At 45.1% G+C, this 16,317-nt stretch carries 17 protein-coding genes; 12 read left to right on the top strand and 5 right to left on the bottom strand.

Annotated features, from left to right (window positions below; translation table 11 throughout):
• Positions 1-2: 2 nt before the first annotated feature.
• The 3 genes from P7J58_RS01100 to P7J58_RS01090 are packed head-to-tail and all read left to right on the top strand — an operon-like array spanning position 3 to position 2,374.
• On the top strand, positions 3-1,130 hold the full coding sequence (locus P7J58_RS01100) for an N-acetyldiaminopimelate deacetylase (protein ID WP_029188861.1): 1,128 nt from the start codon (positions 3-5) through the stop codon (positions 1,128-1,130).
• 40 nt (positions 1,131-1,170) lie between these two features.
• The gene (locus P7J58_RS01095; RefSeq protein ID WP_029179481.1) at positions 1,171-1,713 is read left to right on the top strand and encodes a 5-formyltetrahydrofolate cyclo-ligase; all 543 of its coding nucleotides are present in this window, start codon (positions 1,171-1,173) and stop codon (positions 1,711-1,713) included.
• The gene (locus P7J58_RS01090) at positions 1,697-2,374 is read left to right on the top strand and encodes a rhomboid family intramembrane serine protease (RefSeq protein ID WP_029179480.1); all 678 of its coding nucleotides are present in this window, start codon (positions 1,697-1,699) and stop codon (positions 2,372-2,374) included. The genes P7J58_RS01095 and P7J58_RS01090 overlap by 17 nt, the downstream gene beginning before the upstream one ends.
• 19 nt (positions 2,375-2,393) lie before the next feature.
• Here P7J58_RS01090 and galU read toward each other — a convergent pair whose 3' ends face one another.
• Complete coding sequence (gene galU, locus P7J58_RS01085; protein ID WP_029179479.1) at positions 2,394-3,296, bottom strand: UTP--glucose-1-phosphate uridylyltransferase GalU; 903 nt, start codon at positions 3,294-3,296, stop codon at positions 2,394-2,396.
• Positions 3,297-3,333: 37 nt separating this feature from the next.
• Positions 3,334-4,350: an NAD(P)H-dependent glycerol-3-phosphate dehydrogenase gene (locus tag P7J58_RS01080; protein WP_408555454.1), complete on the bottom strand. Its 1,017-nt coding sequence runs from the start codon at positions 4,348-4,350 to the stop codon at positions 3,334-3,336.
• 141 nt (positions 4,351-4,491) lie between these two features.
• Between P7J58_RS01080 and P7J58_RS01075 the strand changes: the two genes are divergently transcribed.
• From P7J58_RS01075 to P7J58_RS01065, 3 genes are all read left to right on the top strand, one after another.
• Positions 4,492-4,941, top strand: a complete 450-nt coding sequence (locus P7J58_RS01075; protein WP_398586488.1) for a MarR family winged helix-turn-helix transcriptional regulator — start codon at positions 4,492-4,494, stop codon at positions 4,939-4,941.
• Positions 4,934-6,643: an ABC transporter ATP-binding protein gene (locus P7J58_RS01070; protein ID WP_408555455.1), complete on the top strand. Its 1,710-nt coding sequence runs from the start codon at positions 4,934-4,936 to the stop codon at positions 6,641-6,643. Before P7J58_RS01075 ends, P7J58_RS01070 begins: the two co-directional genes overlap by 8 nt.
• Before the next feature lie 139 nt (positions 6,644-6,782).
• Positions 6,783-8,567 (top strand): ABC transporter ATP-binding protein, encoded by a 1,785-nt coding sequence (locus P7J58_RS01065; RefSeq protein WP_277944196.1) that lies wholly within the window; start codon positions 6,783-6,785, stop codon positions 8,565-8,567.
• An 88-nt stretch (positions 8,568-8,655) separates the two neighbouring features.
• Here the strand turns inward: P7J58_RS01065 and P7J58_RS01060 are convergent, their stop codons facing one another.
• The 3 genes from P7J58_RS01060 to P7J58_RS01050 form a co-directional block, all read right to left on the bottom strand.
• Positions 8,656-9,450 (bottom strand): formate/nitrite transporter family protein, encoded by a 795-nt coding sequence (locus P7J58_RS01060; RefSeq protein ID WP_408572536.1) that lies wholly within the window; start codon positions 9,448-9,450, stop codon positions 8,656-8,658.
• Between the two features lie 83 nt (positions 9,451-9,533).
• Positions 9,534-10,769 (bottom strand): NAD(P)H-dependent oxidoreductase, encoded by a 1,236-nt coding sequence (locus P7J58_RS01055; RefSeq protein ID WP_408572535.1) that lies wholly within the window; start codon positions 10,767-10,769, stop codon positions 9,534-9,536.
• Between the two features lie 15 nt (positions 10,770-10,784).
• Positions 10,785-11,387, bottom strand: coding sequence for an NADPH-dependent FMN reductase (locus P7J58_RS01050; RefSeq protein WP_099778886.1), 603 nt, complete (start codon positions 11,385-11,387; stop codon positions 10,785-10,787).
• A gap of 127 nt (positions 11,388-11,514) precedes the next feature.
• On the opposite strand from P7J58_RS01050, the gene P7J58_RS01045 reads away from it, so the two are divergent.
• The 6 genes from P7J58_RS01045 (at position 11,515) to radA (ending at position 15,985) form a co-directional block, all read left to right on the top strand.
• A complete protein-coding gene (locus tag P7J58_RS01045; protein WP_024384177.1) occupies positions 11,515-11,874 on the top strand; it encodes a YbaN family protein in 360 nt (119 codons plus the stop codon).
• A 193-nt stretch (positions 11,875-12,067) separates the two neighbouring features.
• Positions 12,068-12,604, top strand: a complete 537-nt coding sequence (locus P7J58_RS01040) for a hypothetical protein (protein WP_099875933.1) — start codon at positions 12,068-12,070, stop codon at positions 12,602-12,604.
• A gap of 18 nt (positions 12,605-12,622) precedes the next feature.
• Positions 12,623-13,609 carry a virulence RhuM family protein gene (locus P7J58_RS01035; protein ID WP_408572534.1) on the top strand — a complete coding sequence of 329 codons (987 nt, stop codon included), beginning with the start codon at positions 12,623-12,625 and terminating at the stop codon, positions 13,607-13,609.
• A gap of 18 nt (positions 13,610-13,627) precedes the next feature.
• Positions 13,628-14,071 (top strand): dUTP diphosphatase, encoded by a 444-nt coding sequence (locus P7J58_RS01030; protein ID WP_408572533.1) that lies wholly within the window; start codon positions 13,628-13,630, stop codon positions 14,069-14,071.
• Positions 14,072-14,077: 6 nt separating this feature from the next.
• Positions 14,078-14,611: a histidine phosphatase family protein gene (locus tag P7J58_RS01025; RefSeq protein WP_105112890.1), complete on the top strand. Its 534-nt coding sequence runs from the start codon at positions 14,078-14,080 to the stop codon at positions 14,609-14,611.
• A gap of 6 nt (positions 14,612-14,617) precedes the next feature.
• Positions 14,618-15,985, top strand: a complete 1,368-nt coding sequence (gene radA, locus P7J58_RS01020) for a DNA repair protein RadA (protein ID WP_408572532.1) — start codon at positions 14,618-14,620, stop codon at positions 15,983-15,985.
• Positions 15,986-16,317 lie beyond the last annotated feature (332 nt).

Here is a 16,317-nt window from a genome sequence, read left to right as displayed (position 1 = left end):
CTATGCTAGATTTAATCGCGACACGCCGGTCCCTCCACCAGATTCCAGAGCTGGGCATGGAGGAGTTCAAGACCCACGCCTTTCTTATGGAAACTATTGAAGGTTTACTTCAAGATTGTACTTTTGCTCAAGTCCGTACTTGGAAGACAGGGATATTGGTCTATCTGACGGGCTCTGCTCCAGAGAAAACGATTGGTTGGCGGGCAGATATTGACGGTCTTCCGATCGTGGAGGAGACGGGCCTGGACTTCAAGTCCCTCCACCCAGACAGGATGCACGCCTGCGGACATGATTTCCACATGACCATTGCCTTGGGGCTTTTGGAGAAAATGGCAGAGCAGCAACCGAAAAATAATCTTCTCTTCTTGTTTCAGCCTGCGGAGGAAAATCTAGCAGGTGGCATGCTCATGTATGAAGCGGGAGCTTTTGGGGATTGGTTGCCAGATGAATTTTATGGGCTCCATGTCCGACCAGACCTCAAAGTCGGTCAAATGGCCACCAACCGTGCGACCCTCTTTGCCGGGACCTGTGAAGTCAAGATACGGTTTACAGGAAAGGGTGGGCACGCAGCATTTCCCCATACTGCCAATGACGCCTTGGTGGCAGCAAGCTACTTTGTGACCCAGGTTCAGTCGGTGGTCAGTCGAAATGTTGACCCGATTGAGGGGGCTGTGGTGACCTTCGGCTCCATGCACGCGGGTACGACCAATAATGTCATTGCGGAAACGGCCTTTTTGCACGGGACCATTCGGGCCTTGACTCAGAGCATGAGTCTCTTGGTGCAAAAGCGGGTGCGAGAAGTGGCAGAAGGGATTACCCTGTCCTTTGGAGTAGACTTGGACATCGAGCTTAATCCTAGCGGTTATCTGCCTGTGGAGAACAATCCCCAGCTGGCTGATGAACTGATGACATATTTTGAACAGGTTGATGGTGTGGAGATGATTGACTGCCCACCTGCCATGACGGGTGAGGACTTCGGCTACCTGCTCAACAAGGTGCCGGGTGTTATGTTCTGGCTGGGTGTGGATACGCCTTATCCGCTCCACAATCCTCGCCTTAGTCCCAAGGAGGAAGTTCTTCCCTTTGCTGTGGAAAAGTTGAGCGATTTTTTGAAAATGAAAGCAAGATAGACTGGTTTTTCCAGTCTTTTTCTGAAAGAAAGGAGTTTATGTGGATAAAGTCAGTATTCGACGAGAAGCCTTGCAGAGCTTGAAAGGCTTGACAAGTAGTCAGCGAGCAAGATGGAGCCAGCAGCTAACAGAAAGGCTTCTAGCCTCTGCGTCCTATAAGGGCGCAAAGTCGCTTGGGACCTACCTTTCCATGCCCCATGAGTTTGATACTTCTTACCTAATTGAGCAGGCTCAAAAGGATGGAAAATTCATTTTCATTCCTAAGACCTATTCACAAGGACGCATGGATTTTGTAGAATATGATCCTGATGATTTGGTGAAATCCAAGTTTGGGGTTTGGGAACCTGGGACTTATTCACAACCTGTGGATAAGTCTGTGGTTAAGTTGATCCATGTTCCTGGTTTAGCTTGGAATCAAGCGGGTTTTCGAGTGGGATATGGAGGTGGTTTTTATGATCGCTACCTAGCAGATTATCAGGGGGAGACGGTATCGACCTTGGCAGACTTTCAAGTCTATGATTTCGAACCAGATGTATTTGATATTCCAGTAAAGGAGTTGTTGATTTTTGAAGAACTTTTTTGATAAGCGCTATCCTGTGACCAATGCCTTGTTGGCAGTCACGGCTCTTGTTTTTCTTTTGATACAAGTATTTCGATTTGGGCAGACGACGGCAGCCTATACAATTTTTGAATTTGGTGGCATGTATGGTCAAGTTGTGCGGTATGATCCGACTCAGTTGTGGCGGTTGGTGTCCCCTATCTTTGTCCACATTGGTTGGGAACATTTTATCTTTAACAGCATTACCTTGCTTGGTTTGGGTTATCAATTAGAAGGACTGTTTGGAGCACGGCGCTTCTTTCTCCTTTATCTCTTGTCTGGGATCATGGGCAACCTTTTTGTTCTCTTCTTTACACCAGATGTAGTTGGTGCAGGTGCATCGACCTCGCTCTTTGGTCTTTTTGCTGCCATGGCACTATTGAGGAAATTCAGTCGTAGTCCCTATCTGCAGGTTCTTGGTCAACGCTACATGGTCCTTTTGGGATTGAACTTGGTCTTGGGACTTTTTAATCCAACCATTAGCATGGCTGGGCATGTTGGAGGAGCTGTTGGAGGCTGCTTGGTCGTGATGTTCCTTCCACCTCTTGTTGAAAAGGATCTCTTTACAGGAAAACAGATTTTTTTCAGTTTTATTGGCTATTTGGGTTTAATCGCCTTGCTACTAGGTATATTTTATGTGATATAAGTAAAAAAACTAGCGATTGCTAGTTTTTCTTTGTATCTAATTTTTTACCAAGATCGATCAAGTATTGTTTCAAATCATCTTTTACTTGAGGGTGTTGGAGGGCGTAGTCGATAGAAGTTTTCATGAAACCGAACTTATCTCCGACATCATAGCGCTTACCTGTGAATTCACGGGCAAAAACACGCTGGGTCTTGTTGAGGGTATCGATGGCATCGGTCAATTGAATCTCATTACCCGCACCTGGTTCTTGGTTTTCTAAAATCTCAAAGATTTCAGGAGTGAGTAAGTAGCGTCCGATAATAGCAAGGTCAGAAGGAGCATCTTCTGGTTTTGGTTTTTCCACAAAGGTTTCCACACTATAGAGACCGTTGACACCTTCACCTTGTGGAGCGATAACACCGTATGCAGAAACTTCTTCATGTGGAACTGGCATAACAGCGATGGTTGAAGCATGTGTTTTTTCATAGTCGTCCATGAGTTGCTTGGTCAATGGAACAGCTTTTGTATCTGTGATGTCCATGAGGTCATCGCCCAGCATGACAACGAAAGGTTCATTGCCAACGAAAGCCTTGGCTTGTAATACGGCGTCTCCCAAACCTTTTGGATAGCTTTGGCGGATAAAATGAAGACGGATAGCTGTTGCTTCGTCGACTAATTTTAAAAGGTCATTTTTGCCTTTTTCTTTTAGGTTGTACTCCAATTCAAAGTTTGAGTCAAAATGATCTTCAATAGAACGCTTGGCCTTATTGGTAACAACGAGGATATCCTCGATACCAGAACGAAGGGCTTCTTCAAAGATGAACTGGAGGGTTGGCTTGTCAACGATTGGCAACATCTCTTTGGCAAGGGCCTTAGTTGCTGGAAGGAAACGTGTTCCCAAACCTGCTGCAGGGATAACGGCTTTTCTAACTTTTTTTGTCATGGTACAATCTCCTTATATTTGTATAATAACTATTTTATTAAGACCATTCATTTTCATGGCGGAATTCGCCGGACATGATATCTTTGATAGCGTCCTGGATGCTAGCTCCTTGGTAAATGACGCTGTAGATGGCTTGAGTGATTGGCATATAAACGCCCAATTCTTGTGCTAATTCGTAGGCTGCCTTGGTAGTAGAAATCCCTTCGATAACCATGCCCATATTGGCTTCGATATCTTCCAGTTTTTCACCTTTACCAAGCAAATCACCAGCCCGCCAGTTACGCGAATGGACAGAAGTTCCTGTTACAATCAGGTCCCCCACACCAGAAAGTCCACTGTAAGTCAGAGGGTTGGCTCCCATTTTCACACCGAGACGGGTGATTTCGGTCAAACCGCGGGCAATAATAGCAGCCTTGGCATTGTCACCGTAACCGAGACCGTGAAGAGCACCCGCCCCTACGGCGATAATGTTTTTCAGAGCACCAGCTGTTTCTACACCGATGACATCATTGTTAGTGTAGAGACGGAAGTAGTGGTTGCTGAAGAGGTTCTGCACATAGCCGGCTGTTGCCAAGTCTTTAGAAGCGGCAGAAATCAAGGTCAAGTCACGGACAATGGTTTCTTCTGCATGGCTTGGTCCAGAAACCACAACGATTTCTGAACGGAGATCTGCAGGAATTTCTTCCTCCAAGACCTCTGACAAGCGCTTGTGACTATCAGGCTCTAGACCTTTAGAAGCGTGCATGACAACCACTTTGTGTTTAAGGGCTTGAGCAACTTGTTTGGCAACCAGGCGGGTCACCTTGGTTGGAACAACAAAGAGAACAGCGTCAACTCCATCTAGAGTTTCCGCCAAATCCTTGTAACCTTTGATATTTTCGTCTAAGACAATGTCCTTGAAGTAGCGCGTGTTGGTGTGCTGCTCGTTGATTTCATCGATTTGCTCTGGAATATTTCCCCAGATACGAACAGAATGTCCGTTATCGTTGAGAACCTGTGCAAGCGCAGTTCCCCAAGATCCTGGTCCTAGGACTGCAATAGTTTGTTTCTCCATAAGATTCCCCTGTGTAAGTATTTTCTATTATTATAACATAGTTGCATTTTTTTGGAAAATAGCAGAGCCAAAACTTGACAATAGTTCTTAAGAGAACTATAATAGTTCCCATGCTAATTAATTGATTGGAAAGGAGTCATTGTGGGACATACCATTGCAGATTTTCGGAACTTGCTCAATCAGATTGAACAAATCAGTGAAACCATTGCAAAAGAATACGATGTGGAGCACTTGGCTGGTCCACAGGGCTGGGCCTTGCGTTTCATTGCGGAACGGTCAGACCTTGAAACCTTTGTCAAAGATATAGAAGCGGAATTAAAAATTTCCAAATCGGTTGCCAGCAATCTGGTCAAGCGAATGGAAAGAAATGGCTTTATCCAAGTCCTGCCTTCTCATGTTGACAAACGCTACAAGCAGTTGGTTTTGACAGAGAAAGGGCAAGGGAAAATCTGTCACCTGAAAGCCTTCCATGAAGAAATGCACCATTCACTTTTTTGGGGCATTCAAAAAGAGGACTTTGATTTGGTCAAACAGGTGGCTAATCAATTAAAAGAAAATATTCAACACTATAAGGAGAAGAATCATGTTTAAAGAAGCCATTTTACGTTATAAATGGTACGCCTTAGCATCGGTCTTGTTGACGTCCATTGTCGTAGCAACGACCTTGATGCAACCTAGTTATTTGCAGGATGTTTTGACAGCAGTCTTGGCCAATGACAAGGATGAAATTGTTCGTGTGGGCAAATTACTGCTGATTATTGCTGGAACTGGTCTTTTGGCAGGGCTGGTCAATACCATTTCAGCGGCAAAAATTTCACAAGGGGTATCTGCAGATATTCGTGAGAAGACCTTTCGGAAGATCCAAAGCTTCTCTTATGCCAATATCGAAGAGTTTAATGCAGGGAACTTGGTTGTTCGGATGACTAACGATGTCAATCAAATCCAGAACCTTGTCATGATGCTCTTTACAGTGTTGATGCGGGTTCCATTGCTGTTTGTCGGAGCCTTCATCATGGCGGTGCGGACCATGCCAGAACTCTGGTGGATGATTATTCTCATGGTGGTCTTGATAGTGGCTATTATGGCAGTTGTCATGGGACAAATGGGACCACGTTTTGGAAAATTCCAGTCCCTCATGGACAAGATGAACAGCATTGCTAAGGAAAACCTACGCGGAATCCGTGTGGTCAAATCCTTTGTTCAGGAGAAAAACCAGTACAAGAAATTCAAGGATGTATCCAATGAACTCTTGGACCTCAATCTCTTTATCGGCTACGGTTTTGCTATCTTGCAACCCTTGATGATGTTTATCTCTTACATGGCGATTTTTGCATCGCTCTACTTGGTGTCCGGGATGTTGGAAACCAACATGGAAGCAGTTGGTGGCTTTACTTCCTTTATGAGCTACCTCATGCAAATCATGTTTGCCATCATCATGACTAGCTTTATGGGGATGCAGGCTTCACGTGCTGCCATTTCTATTAAGCGGATCAGCGAGGTCTTGGATACGGAGCCTGCTATGACCTTCAAGGATGTGGCGGATGAAGAATTGACTGGTAAGATTGTCTTTGACAATGTTAGCTTTACCTACCCACATGATACGGAGCCGACTTTGAAAAATATCTCATTTGAGATTGAGCCAGGGCAAATGGTCGGTGTGGTTGGTGCAACAGGTGCGGGTAAATCCACTCTTGCTCAACTGATTCCGCGTTTGTTTGACCCGCAAGAAGGAACAGTATCCATCGGTGGTCGGGACTTGAAAGAAGTCAGCCAGAACACCCTGCGTGATACGGTATCGATTGTCTTGCAAAAGGCTATTCTCTTCTCGGGAACCATTGCAGACAACCTGCGTCAAGGGGCACCTGGTGCTGATTTGCAACGCTTGGAGCGGGCCGCAGGTATTGCCCAAGCAAAAGAATTTATCGACCGCTTGGATGACACTTACGAAAGTCAGGTGGAGGAGCGTGGAAATAACTTCTCTGGTGGTCAGAAGCAGCGGATGTCCATTGCTCGTGGGGTGATTGGCGAGCCTAAGGTCTTGGTCTTGGATGACTCGACTTCTGCCCTGGATGCCAAGTCTGAGAAACTAGTCCAAGAGGCTCTCAACCATGATTTGAAGGGGACAACCACTGTCATCGTTGCCCAGAAGATTTCTTCTGTTGTCAAAGCTGATAAGATTTTGGTTCTTGACGAAGGTCGTCTGATCGGCCAAGGTACCCACGCCGAGCTGGTAGCGACAAATGACGTTTACCGCGAAATCTACGAAACACAGAGAGGGAAGGAGGAGAACTAAGCAAGTGCAGTCTATATAGAACGATTGTATTTGAACTCGGTCGGAAAGCTTCGAAAAAAGATAAACCGCCTAGCGTTTCGGGACGCGGCGTTGGTTTCCTATTTTTCGGTCGCTTTCTGGGCGACCTAAGTATCATGTTATGAAGACGTTACGTTTTTTCTGGTTTTATTTTAAACGCTATAAGCTGTCCTTTGCTGTGATTTTTCTAGCCATTGTAGCAGCGACCTACTTGCAGGTTAAGACACCTGTTTTCCTTGGAAATGCCATTACAGAAATGGGGAAAATTGGACAGGCTTACTTTGCTTCGGTGCAAATGGGTCAGTCAGATTTCAAACCTGACCTGTCTGATTTTAACGGGGTTATGCTCAATCTTTTCTTTGCCTATGCGGCGACGGTTGTGGCAACCTTGATTTACACCCTCCTCTTCACGCGTATCGTGGCTCATTCGACCAACCGTATGCGTAAGGGCTTGTTTGGCAAGCTGGAACGTTTGACAGTTGCCTTCTTTGATAGCCACAAGGACGGGGATATACTTTCTCGCTTTACCAGTGATTTGGACAATATCCAAAACGCTTTTAACCAGTCCTTGACCCAAGTGGTGACCAACATCGCTCTTTATGTCGGTATGGTCATTATGATGTTCCGTCAGGATACTCGCTTGGCCTTGGTGACCATTGCTTCTACGCCAGTTGCCTTGATTGCCTTGGTCCTTATCATCCGCCTATCACGGAAATATACTGACAAGCAACAGGCTGCGGTATCTAAGCTCAACGCCTACATGGACGAGAAAATTTCTGGGCAAAAAGCGATTATTGTACAAGGTATGCAGGAAGAAACGATTGATGGTTTCTTGGAGCTCAATGAAGAAGTTCGTCGTACGACCTTCAAGGGACGCCTGTTTGGTGGGATTCTCTTCCCATTTATGAATGGTATGAGCTTGGTCAATACGGCCATTGTTATCTTTGCAGGTTCCAGCATTGTTCTCAATGACAGCTCGCTGGAAACAGCTGCCGCACTTGGTCTGGTGGTGACTTTTGTTCAATATTCGCAACAGTATTACCAGCCAATCATGCAGGTTGCTGCCAGCTGGGCAGAATTGCAGCTAGCTTTCACAGGAGCTCATCGTATTCAGGAAATGTTTGATGAGCCTGAGGAAGTTCGCCCTCAAAACGCTCCGCTATTTACCGAATTAAAAGAAGGTGTTGAAATTAAGGACATCGACTTTGGCTACCTGCCAGGTCAGAAGGTCTTGGACAAGGTATCTATCTCTGCTCCTAAGGGCAAAATGGTAGCGGTCGTTGGTCCGACGGGGTCTGGTAAGACTACCATTATGAACTTGATCAACCGCTTCTATGATGTTAACGGTGGTAGCGTGGCCTTTGATGGTCGCGATATTCGGGAATATGATCTGGACAGCTTGCGGGATAAGGTCGGTATCGTCTTGCAGGAGTCGGTGCTATTCTCGGGGACTATTGCGGACAATATCCGCTTTGGTGATGAGAGTATTTCGCAGGAAATGGTGGAAACCGCAGCTCGTGCCACCCATATCCACGACTTCATCATGAGCTTGCCAGAGGGCTATGAAACCTTTGTGACCGATGATGAGAATGTCTTCTCGACAGGTCAGAAACAGCTGATTTCCATTGCCCGTACGCTCTTGACAGATCCACAAGTCTTGATTTTGGACGAAGCAACGTCTAACGTTGATACCGTAACGGAAGCCAAAATTCAAAAAGCTATGGAGGCTATTATCGCAGGACGGACCAGCTTCGTCATTGCCCATCGCCTCAAAACCATTCTCAATGCGGATGAAATTATCGTCCTCAAAGATGGAAAGGTAATCGAGCAAGGCAACCACAGTCAACTCCTCAAACTAAACGGCTTCTACGCCGAACTCTACCACAACCAGTTTGTGTTTGAATAATATATAGAAAAATAAACAGCCAAGATAAGCAGACCACAATCCTTAAACGTTTAGGAAGTGGTTTATCTTGGCTGTTTTTGTGGTAGGCTTACTGCTCAATGTGGTTGGTTTTGGTTTGATTGAGCCAAGCGTAGGCGATACCGATAAAGAGACCGGCTCCGAGCCAATTTCCAAAAAAGACCACAATCCATTGACGAAGGATATTGATCATATTGAAGGCTTCGACATTGCTTCGAGTAGCGTTAAAAGCTAGGAGCATGAAAGATGCGAAATTAGCGACCAGATGCTCATTGATGAGGAAAACGAACATAAAAATGGAGGAAATGATGACAAAGAACTTAGCAGACTGTTCTTTGATGAGCATGAAGCCAAGGATTGCCATATTCACAAACATATTGGCAGTAATTCCCTCAAAGAAGTTACTCCAGTCGGATTTTCCTAGTTTGATGGTGACAGCGTTGACAACAAAACTTTCGTTAGATAAGTTAAGGTAGGAGAAGGACTGATTGAAAAGCCAAGCCAGAATGGTAGCACCTACAAAGTTGAAGAAGGTGCAGTAAAGTAACATCAGCGTTACTTTTTTCCAAGTAATTTGCTTATAATAGGCACCAGTAGTTAGATACATCATATTAGATGTAGCCAATTCGCCACCAAAAATAAGAACAAAAATCAGTCCGATAGCAAAGATAAAGGTAAAAACAAAACGCGATAGACTTGGGAATTGACTGGAGATGACATCAGCTCCAATAATACCAACAGCTGTTGACATGGTCAAATAAGCTCCTGCATACATGGAGCGTAAGGCGTAACGGCTTAGACTTTCATCAAAAAGGGATTCTTTTTTTGAAACTGCAACCGAAATTTTTTCTTGAAATGGGGACATGGGGCCTCCTTGTGACATAATCATCAAAAATTTATTGAAAAAATATAGTGGAAAGGGAGCCCCTTCCCACTAGTTTTTATTTGTTAGTGAGCAGATGCACCAGAATTGGCATCTGTCGGTGTGGAAGCTGTAGGGGTACTACCTGTATCTGAAGCACCAGAGGTTGCATCAACATGGGCAGGAGATGCGGTGTTTCCTGCACCCCCCACCAAGCGTTGTCCAGTGGTTTCAAGATACCAATCTAACCATGGCTTAAAATTAAAGATAATTTCATTGATGCCAGCGTAGGACCCGTCAGGATAGTACATAGCTTGGTAGTTATGAGTGTTGATAATTTCAGGTGGTGTGCCTGGGACGATTGTTCGAACGTACTCTTGGTTACCATTACGTAAGGTTCCAACAACCCATTCGACATTCTTCATACGAGCAGGTGGTAAAGTGCCGTGAACGGTTGACAAGCGGTTTCCTACTTGCGCTAGGACCCGCTTACCTAACATAGTATCAGGCTCTTGGTGACTATTGTTGTAGTAGAGGAACTGGTTATTATCATCTGCATAGGTCAATTCAAATGGCATGGCGTTGAGGAACATATTGAGTTGGTTAACTGTTAAAAGACCGTTATCTAATTTAACATACGTATCTCCCTCGACAGCGTTGACCAATTTAGAAGCCTTATCCAGCCAGTCTGGGTCATCTGGGTCCACACCTGTGATGGTCGTTGCGATTGGTTTGGTACAGTCCAAATCTTCTGGTGCGATTGGCTTGGGTTGTTTCAATTTAGATACAACGCCGACATACTTGATAAAGTTGTCTAGACAGCTTTCCAAGAATTTCACAGTCCCTTCATTGATAATGTTCCCTTTATCATCAAAAGCTTCTTTCGCTTTACCAAGGAGGAATTCATTACCTGGTAACGTGTAGGCATTGACACCTGGAGCGTCCAAAATTTTTCTCAAGTGGACTTGAGCACGAGACGTTCCTTGGTCGTAGTAAGAAGCCCCGATAATCATAACTGGTTTATTTTCAAATGGATGTAAATTGAAACTGAGCCACTCTAGGGTACTCTTAAGAGCAGGTGTGATGGTGTGGTTGTGCTCAGGTGTAGCAATGATAACACCATCAGCACGTGTGATTTTGTTGTAAAGGTATTGGATCGCAAAACTATTAGACTGATCTTCGTCCTGATTGAACATTGGGACATCTTTGATTTCCAAAAGCTCTAATTCAAATTTTACTTTAAAGTGGCGTTGAATAAATTGCAATAGCATGCGGTTATAAGATTGGTCTGCATTAGACCCGACGATTCCGACAAATTTCATGATTGTTCCCCTCTCTTACAAGTTTTCCCAGTCAAAGTTTTCAGCTTCTTTTTGAAGTAACTCTTTAGCGCTAGACAGTTTACTTGTCATCTTGACAAAGAGACGGAAGTCATCAAAGATGGCATCCAGTTTTTGACTGATTTCTAAATCAATGAGCTCACCGTTTGTATCAAAGGCTTTCATGGAATGAGATAGTAAGAACTCATCTGGTAAAACAGTAGCTTTGAGTTCGGGAGCATTGAGAATTTGGCGTAGTTGCAATTGAGCACGGGAAGAACCGAGTGTTCCGTATGAGGCACCTGTAATCATAACCGGCTTGTTAAGCATAGGGTAGACTCCATATGATACCCAAGCTAGTGCATTCATAAGAACAGCGGGGATCGAGTGGTCATACTCAGGTGTTCCGATGATGACACCATCAGCACTTTCAATCTTCGCAACTAATTCTTTAACACTTTCTGGCAGTTCACGATTAGCCGGTTTATTGAAGACTGGAAGGTCCTTGATTTCAACCAATTCAATATCTGCCTTGTCAGCAAAATGCTGTTTGATGTACTGCAAGAGTTTGCGGTTGGTTGAGCGAGCGGAGTTGGTTCCGACAAGTCCTAGAAATTTCATAGCATCTTCTCTCTTTTCTAAATGTAATATCCTTATCATACCAGTTTACAGGGTGGAAAGCAAGCGTTTTCCTAAACCATACAGAAAATATTCAAAAAATCACGAACTCTTTTGGTATAATAGTATTATGAAAAAAATTGTTTATCTAGTAGCTGGTTTTGTTAGTCTTGCTATTGGCATGATTGGGATTGTTCTACCTATCATTCCAACAACGCCTCTTTTACTTTTGGCTGGATTTTGTTTTGCTAGAAGCTCTAAAAATTTTGAAAAATGGCTACGCAATACAAAAATTTATCAATTTTACGTAGCGGATTATGCTGAAACCAAAGCCATTTCCCGTAAACGGAAAAAACAAATTATCTGGCAAATCTACATACTCATGGGGATTTCCATTTGGTTGGCTCCTGTACTATTTGTCAAAATTGGACTTGGCTTGCTGACAGTCTTTATTACTTACTATCTTTTTTGGGTTATACCAGAGAAATAGATCCAGACTTGCGGACGAAATCATCGTTCTCAAAGACGGAAAAGTCATCGAGCAAGGCAACCACAGCTAACTTCTCAAGCTTAACGGCTTCTACGCCGAACTCTACCACAACCAGTTTGTGTTTGAGTAGACAAAAACTCCAGCCACTAGGTTGGAGTTTTGCTTTACCCTGTATTTCCTGTATAATAGACCTATGAAAAGACAGAGCGTTCGGGTTGAATTGTTTCCCCTGAAAAAAGAAGAAATCCTTGCCTACTTAGATGATAAGGGGATTTTGGTGAATGATTATTTTAAGACCTACCTAGCTCACCCCACTTATCAAGAAGTGGTGGAGAAACAGAAGTGTTTGGTTGAGATTGTCAGTCTAGCCGACATGGGATTTGCTAGGGAAGCAACTGCTCCTCAGATAGAGGAGAGAGCCGTGGAGATGGGTTATCAATTACCACCAGCTCCTCTGGGAGTTTATCTTCGGTTGGCCTTGTTGGAACAGGAAGTTAGCCAGGATATTGTACTCTCCCAAGGAAAATCACCAGACGGAGCCATTTGCCTGCTGTCGCCTCAGTTGGAGAAAGAGTTTACCTTCCCTCGTAGTGTCTATCTTCGCAAGGTTGATCAAGACGTGTGGCTACGTGCAGACTGCTTTGATGACGAGTATGCCTTCCCCTTAACAACACTTTTTGCATTTGTGACGAAAAATGCGAATGAATCTGCAGTAGGGAGTGAGCCCTAAATAACCAAAGAGGCAAATATGAAGGAATTACAATTTTTAATTTACCGAGCAGAAAATGATCAAGAAAAGGCTAGTGTCATTGTCAGCGATGAGACGATTTGGGCCAGTCAAAAGGAAATGGCAAGATTGTTTGATGTTGGTGTACCAGCTATCAGCAAACATTTGAAAAATATTTTTGAAGAAGGCGAACTAGATGAGCATTCAGTTATTTCCAAAATGGAAACAACTGCAAGTGATGGTAAAAATTATCTAACTAGTTATTACAATCTCGATGCCATCATTTCCGTCGGTTACCGTGTCAATTCTCAAAAGGCTACTAAGTTTAGGCAGTGGGCAACGACTGTACTTCGAGAATACATGATTAAAGGTTTTGCCATGGATGATGAGCGTTTGAAGCAAGGCGAAAACTTGTTGGAAAAAGACTATTTTCGTGAGCTTTTAGAACGAGTTCGTTCTATCCGTGCTAGTGAACGACGAATTTGGTTACAAATCACAGATATTTTTGCAGAGATTGCGATTGATTACGATGTTAATAGCTTGGTGACTAAGCAATTCTATGCTCATGTGCAAAATAAATTTCATTATGCGATTTCAGGTAAAACAGCTGCAGAAATTATTTATGAAAAGGCGGACCACACCAAAGTAAACATGGGGTTGGTAACCTGGAAACACTCTCCTGATGGACGTATTTTGCAATCGGATGCTCTTGTGGCTAAAAATTATCTGAACGAAAAGGAAATTCGTTCGCTGGAACGTAGTATTTCGGGCTACTTTGACTATCTGGAGCGACAAATTGAGCAAGGAAAGACCCAGACCATGCAAGATTTGGCAGATAGCATTGACCGATTTTTAGCCTTTCAAGATTATGAACTTTTAGAGGGGCAGGGTCAGATTACTAGTCAGACTGCCAAAGACAAAGCTCGGTCAGAATATGCAATTTTTAATAAGACCCAAAAGATAAATTCTGATTTTGAAAAATTACTAGAAGATTTATCTTCAAAATAAGCACTCGAAAGGAAAAATATGAAAATCCGTGGATTCGAACTGGTCAGCCAGTTTACTGATGAAAATTTATTGCCAAAACGTGAGACGGCCCACGCAGCGGGTTACGACCTAAAGGCTGCGGAGAGGGTCAGCTTGGAGCCAGACGAGATTAAGCTGGTTCCAACTGGTGTTAAGGCCTATATGCAGGCCAACGAGGTTCTCTACCTCTACGACCGCTCGTCCAATCCTCGCAAGAAAGGCTTGGTCCTGATTAACTCGGTTGGGGTTATCGACGGCGACTACTATGGAAATCCAGCCAACGAAGGCCACATCTTTGCCCAGATGCGAAACATCACCGAGGAAACTGTCGTGGTGGAAGCTGGCGAGCGAATTGTGCAGGCTGTTTTTGCCCCCTTCCTCTTGGCTGACGGTGACCAGGCCGACGGCGTTCGGACAGGTGGATTTGGCTCAACAGGGAAATAGACTACTATGCAGATTCTTTTTGTGCGGCATTCCGAGCCCGACTACAGCATGTTTGACCAGCATGATAATCCTCGGCTGTATGCAGGTTTTGGACGGGATCTGGCTCCTTTAACTGAAAAGGGGCGGACTTTAGCTCAGGAAATTGCTAGTGATCCTATCTTTTCCCAAGCTCAAGTAGTCATTGCTTCAAGCGTCACACGGGCCTTGGAAACTGCGACCTACATTGCTCATACCCAGCAACTACCTCTTCTGGTCGAACCCTTTTTTCATGAGTGGCGACCAGACCTGACGGGGCAAAATGCCAGTCAAGATGAGGCTGTCTTAGCTCATCGATTATTTTTGGAAAATGGCGGAGCGGTGCCCAAGTCTTCTTCTGTTCGCTATGAGACTGCTGCGGAGATGAAAGAGCGATTTTTACAGGCCCTTGAAAAATACCAAGCCTATGCCCGAATCGTTATCGTCTGTCACGGTATGCTGATACGCCAGTTTGTTCCCAAAGAAACCATAGCCTACTGCGAAATCCTAGAATACACTCTATAGGAGGAAATGACCATCGCTAAGAAAAAAACAACCTTTGTCTGTCAATCCTGCGAGTACCACTCGCCCAAGTATCTGGGCCGTTGCCCCAACTGTGGCTCCTGGTCTTCCTTTGTCGAGGAAGTGGAAGTCGCGGAAGTCAAGAACGAGCGGGTCAGCCTGACAGGTGAGAAAACCCGACCGATGAAGCTCAATGAAGTGTCGTCCATTCAAGTGGCTCGCACTAAGACCAACATGGAAGAGTTCAACCGCGTCCTCGGTGGTGGAGTGGTGCCGGGCAGTCTAGTTCTCATAGGAGGCGATCCAGGGATTGGCAAGTCCACCTTGCTCCTGCAAGTATCGACCCAACTTTCGACTATTGGCATCGTCCTCTATGTGTCGGGGGAAGAGTCTGCCCAGCAGATTAAGCTCCGTGCCGAGCGTTTGGGCGACATCGACAGCGAGTTCTATCTCTATGCGGAGACCAATATGCAGAGCATTCGGACCGAGATTGAGAAGATAAAACCAGATTTCCTGATTATCGACTCGATCCAGACCATCATGAGTCCTGACATCTCTAGCGTGCAAGGCTCTGTCAGTCAGGTCCGTGAAGTGACCAATGAACTCATGCAGATTGCCAAGACCAACAACATCGCAACCTTTATCGTCGGCCACATGACTAAGGAAGGCACCCTGGCTGGACCGCGGACCTTGGAGCACATGGTAGACACCGTTCTCTATTTTGAGGGCGAGCGGCAACACACCTTCCGTATCTTGCGGGCGGTCAAAAACCGCTTTGGCTCCACCAACGAAATCGGCATTTTTGAAATGCAGTCACAGGGTTTGGTCGAAGTTCTCAATCCAAGTGAGGTCTTTCTGGAAGAGCGTCTGGACGGGGCGACTGGCTCGGCCATTGTCGTGACCATGGAGGGTACCCGCCCAATCCTTGCGGAAGTGCAGGCTCTGGTGACCCCGACCATGTTTGGCAATGCCAAGCGGACCACGACAGGCTTGGACTTCAACCGTGCCAGCTTGATTATGGCGGTTTTGGAAAAACGGGCAGGCCTGCTCCTCCAAAACCAAGACGCCTACCTCAAATCAGCAGGCGGTGTCAAACTGGATGAGCCAGCTATTGACCTGGCAGTCGCAGTTGCCCTTGCTTCCAGTTACAAGGATAAGCCAACCAACCCACAAGAGTGCTTTATAGGCGAAATCGGTCTGACAGGGGAAATCCGCCGCGTCAATCGGATTGAACAACGGATTAACGAAGCCGCCAAATTGGGCTTTACAAAGGTCTATGCCCCCAAAAATTCCCTGACAGGTATCAAGGTGCCCAAGGAAATCACGGTTATCGGCGTGACCACCATTGGCGAAGTCTTGCAGAAAGTGTTTAAGTGACGAAAATATTCGGGGGAGTGGGAAAGAACTTGACAGGTAAAAAGAGTTCGTCAACAAGTCCTTTTTTCCAGTTGTTGAGCTGAAACAGTCTATCCCCAGACTGTTTCACTCCCACCCCCCGCACAGCTCAAACTGTCTGGGAGACAGTTTGAGGTTGGAGATAAAGCGAACTTTGTTCGCAACAATCGTAATGGTCAGATTTGGAGTGTTGAGCACGAACAAATCTGCCAATCAACCACTGCGCTGAGATGTTGACACGAACTCTGAGAAGTGATGCTAAGCTTTTTATTACTCCTCTTTTTGCGACAAATAGTCGGGAATGTGATAAGCTA

Source organism: Streptococcus suis, from assembly GCF_046032535.1.
Taxonomy (GTDB): Bacteria; Bacillota; Bacilli; order Lactobacillales; family Streptococcaceae; genus Streptococcus; species Streptococcus suis_AK.
Note: the sequence above shows the minus strand (reverse complement) of the source record. Positions and strands in the feature narration are given on the sequence as shown.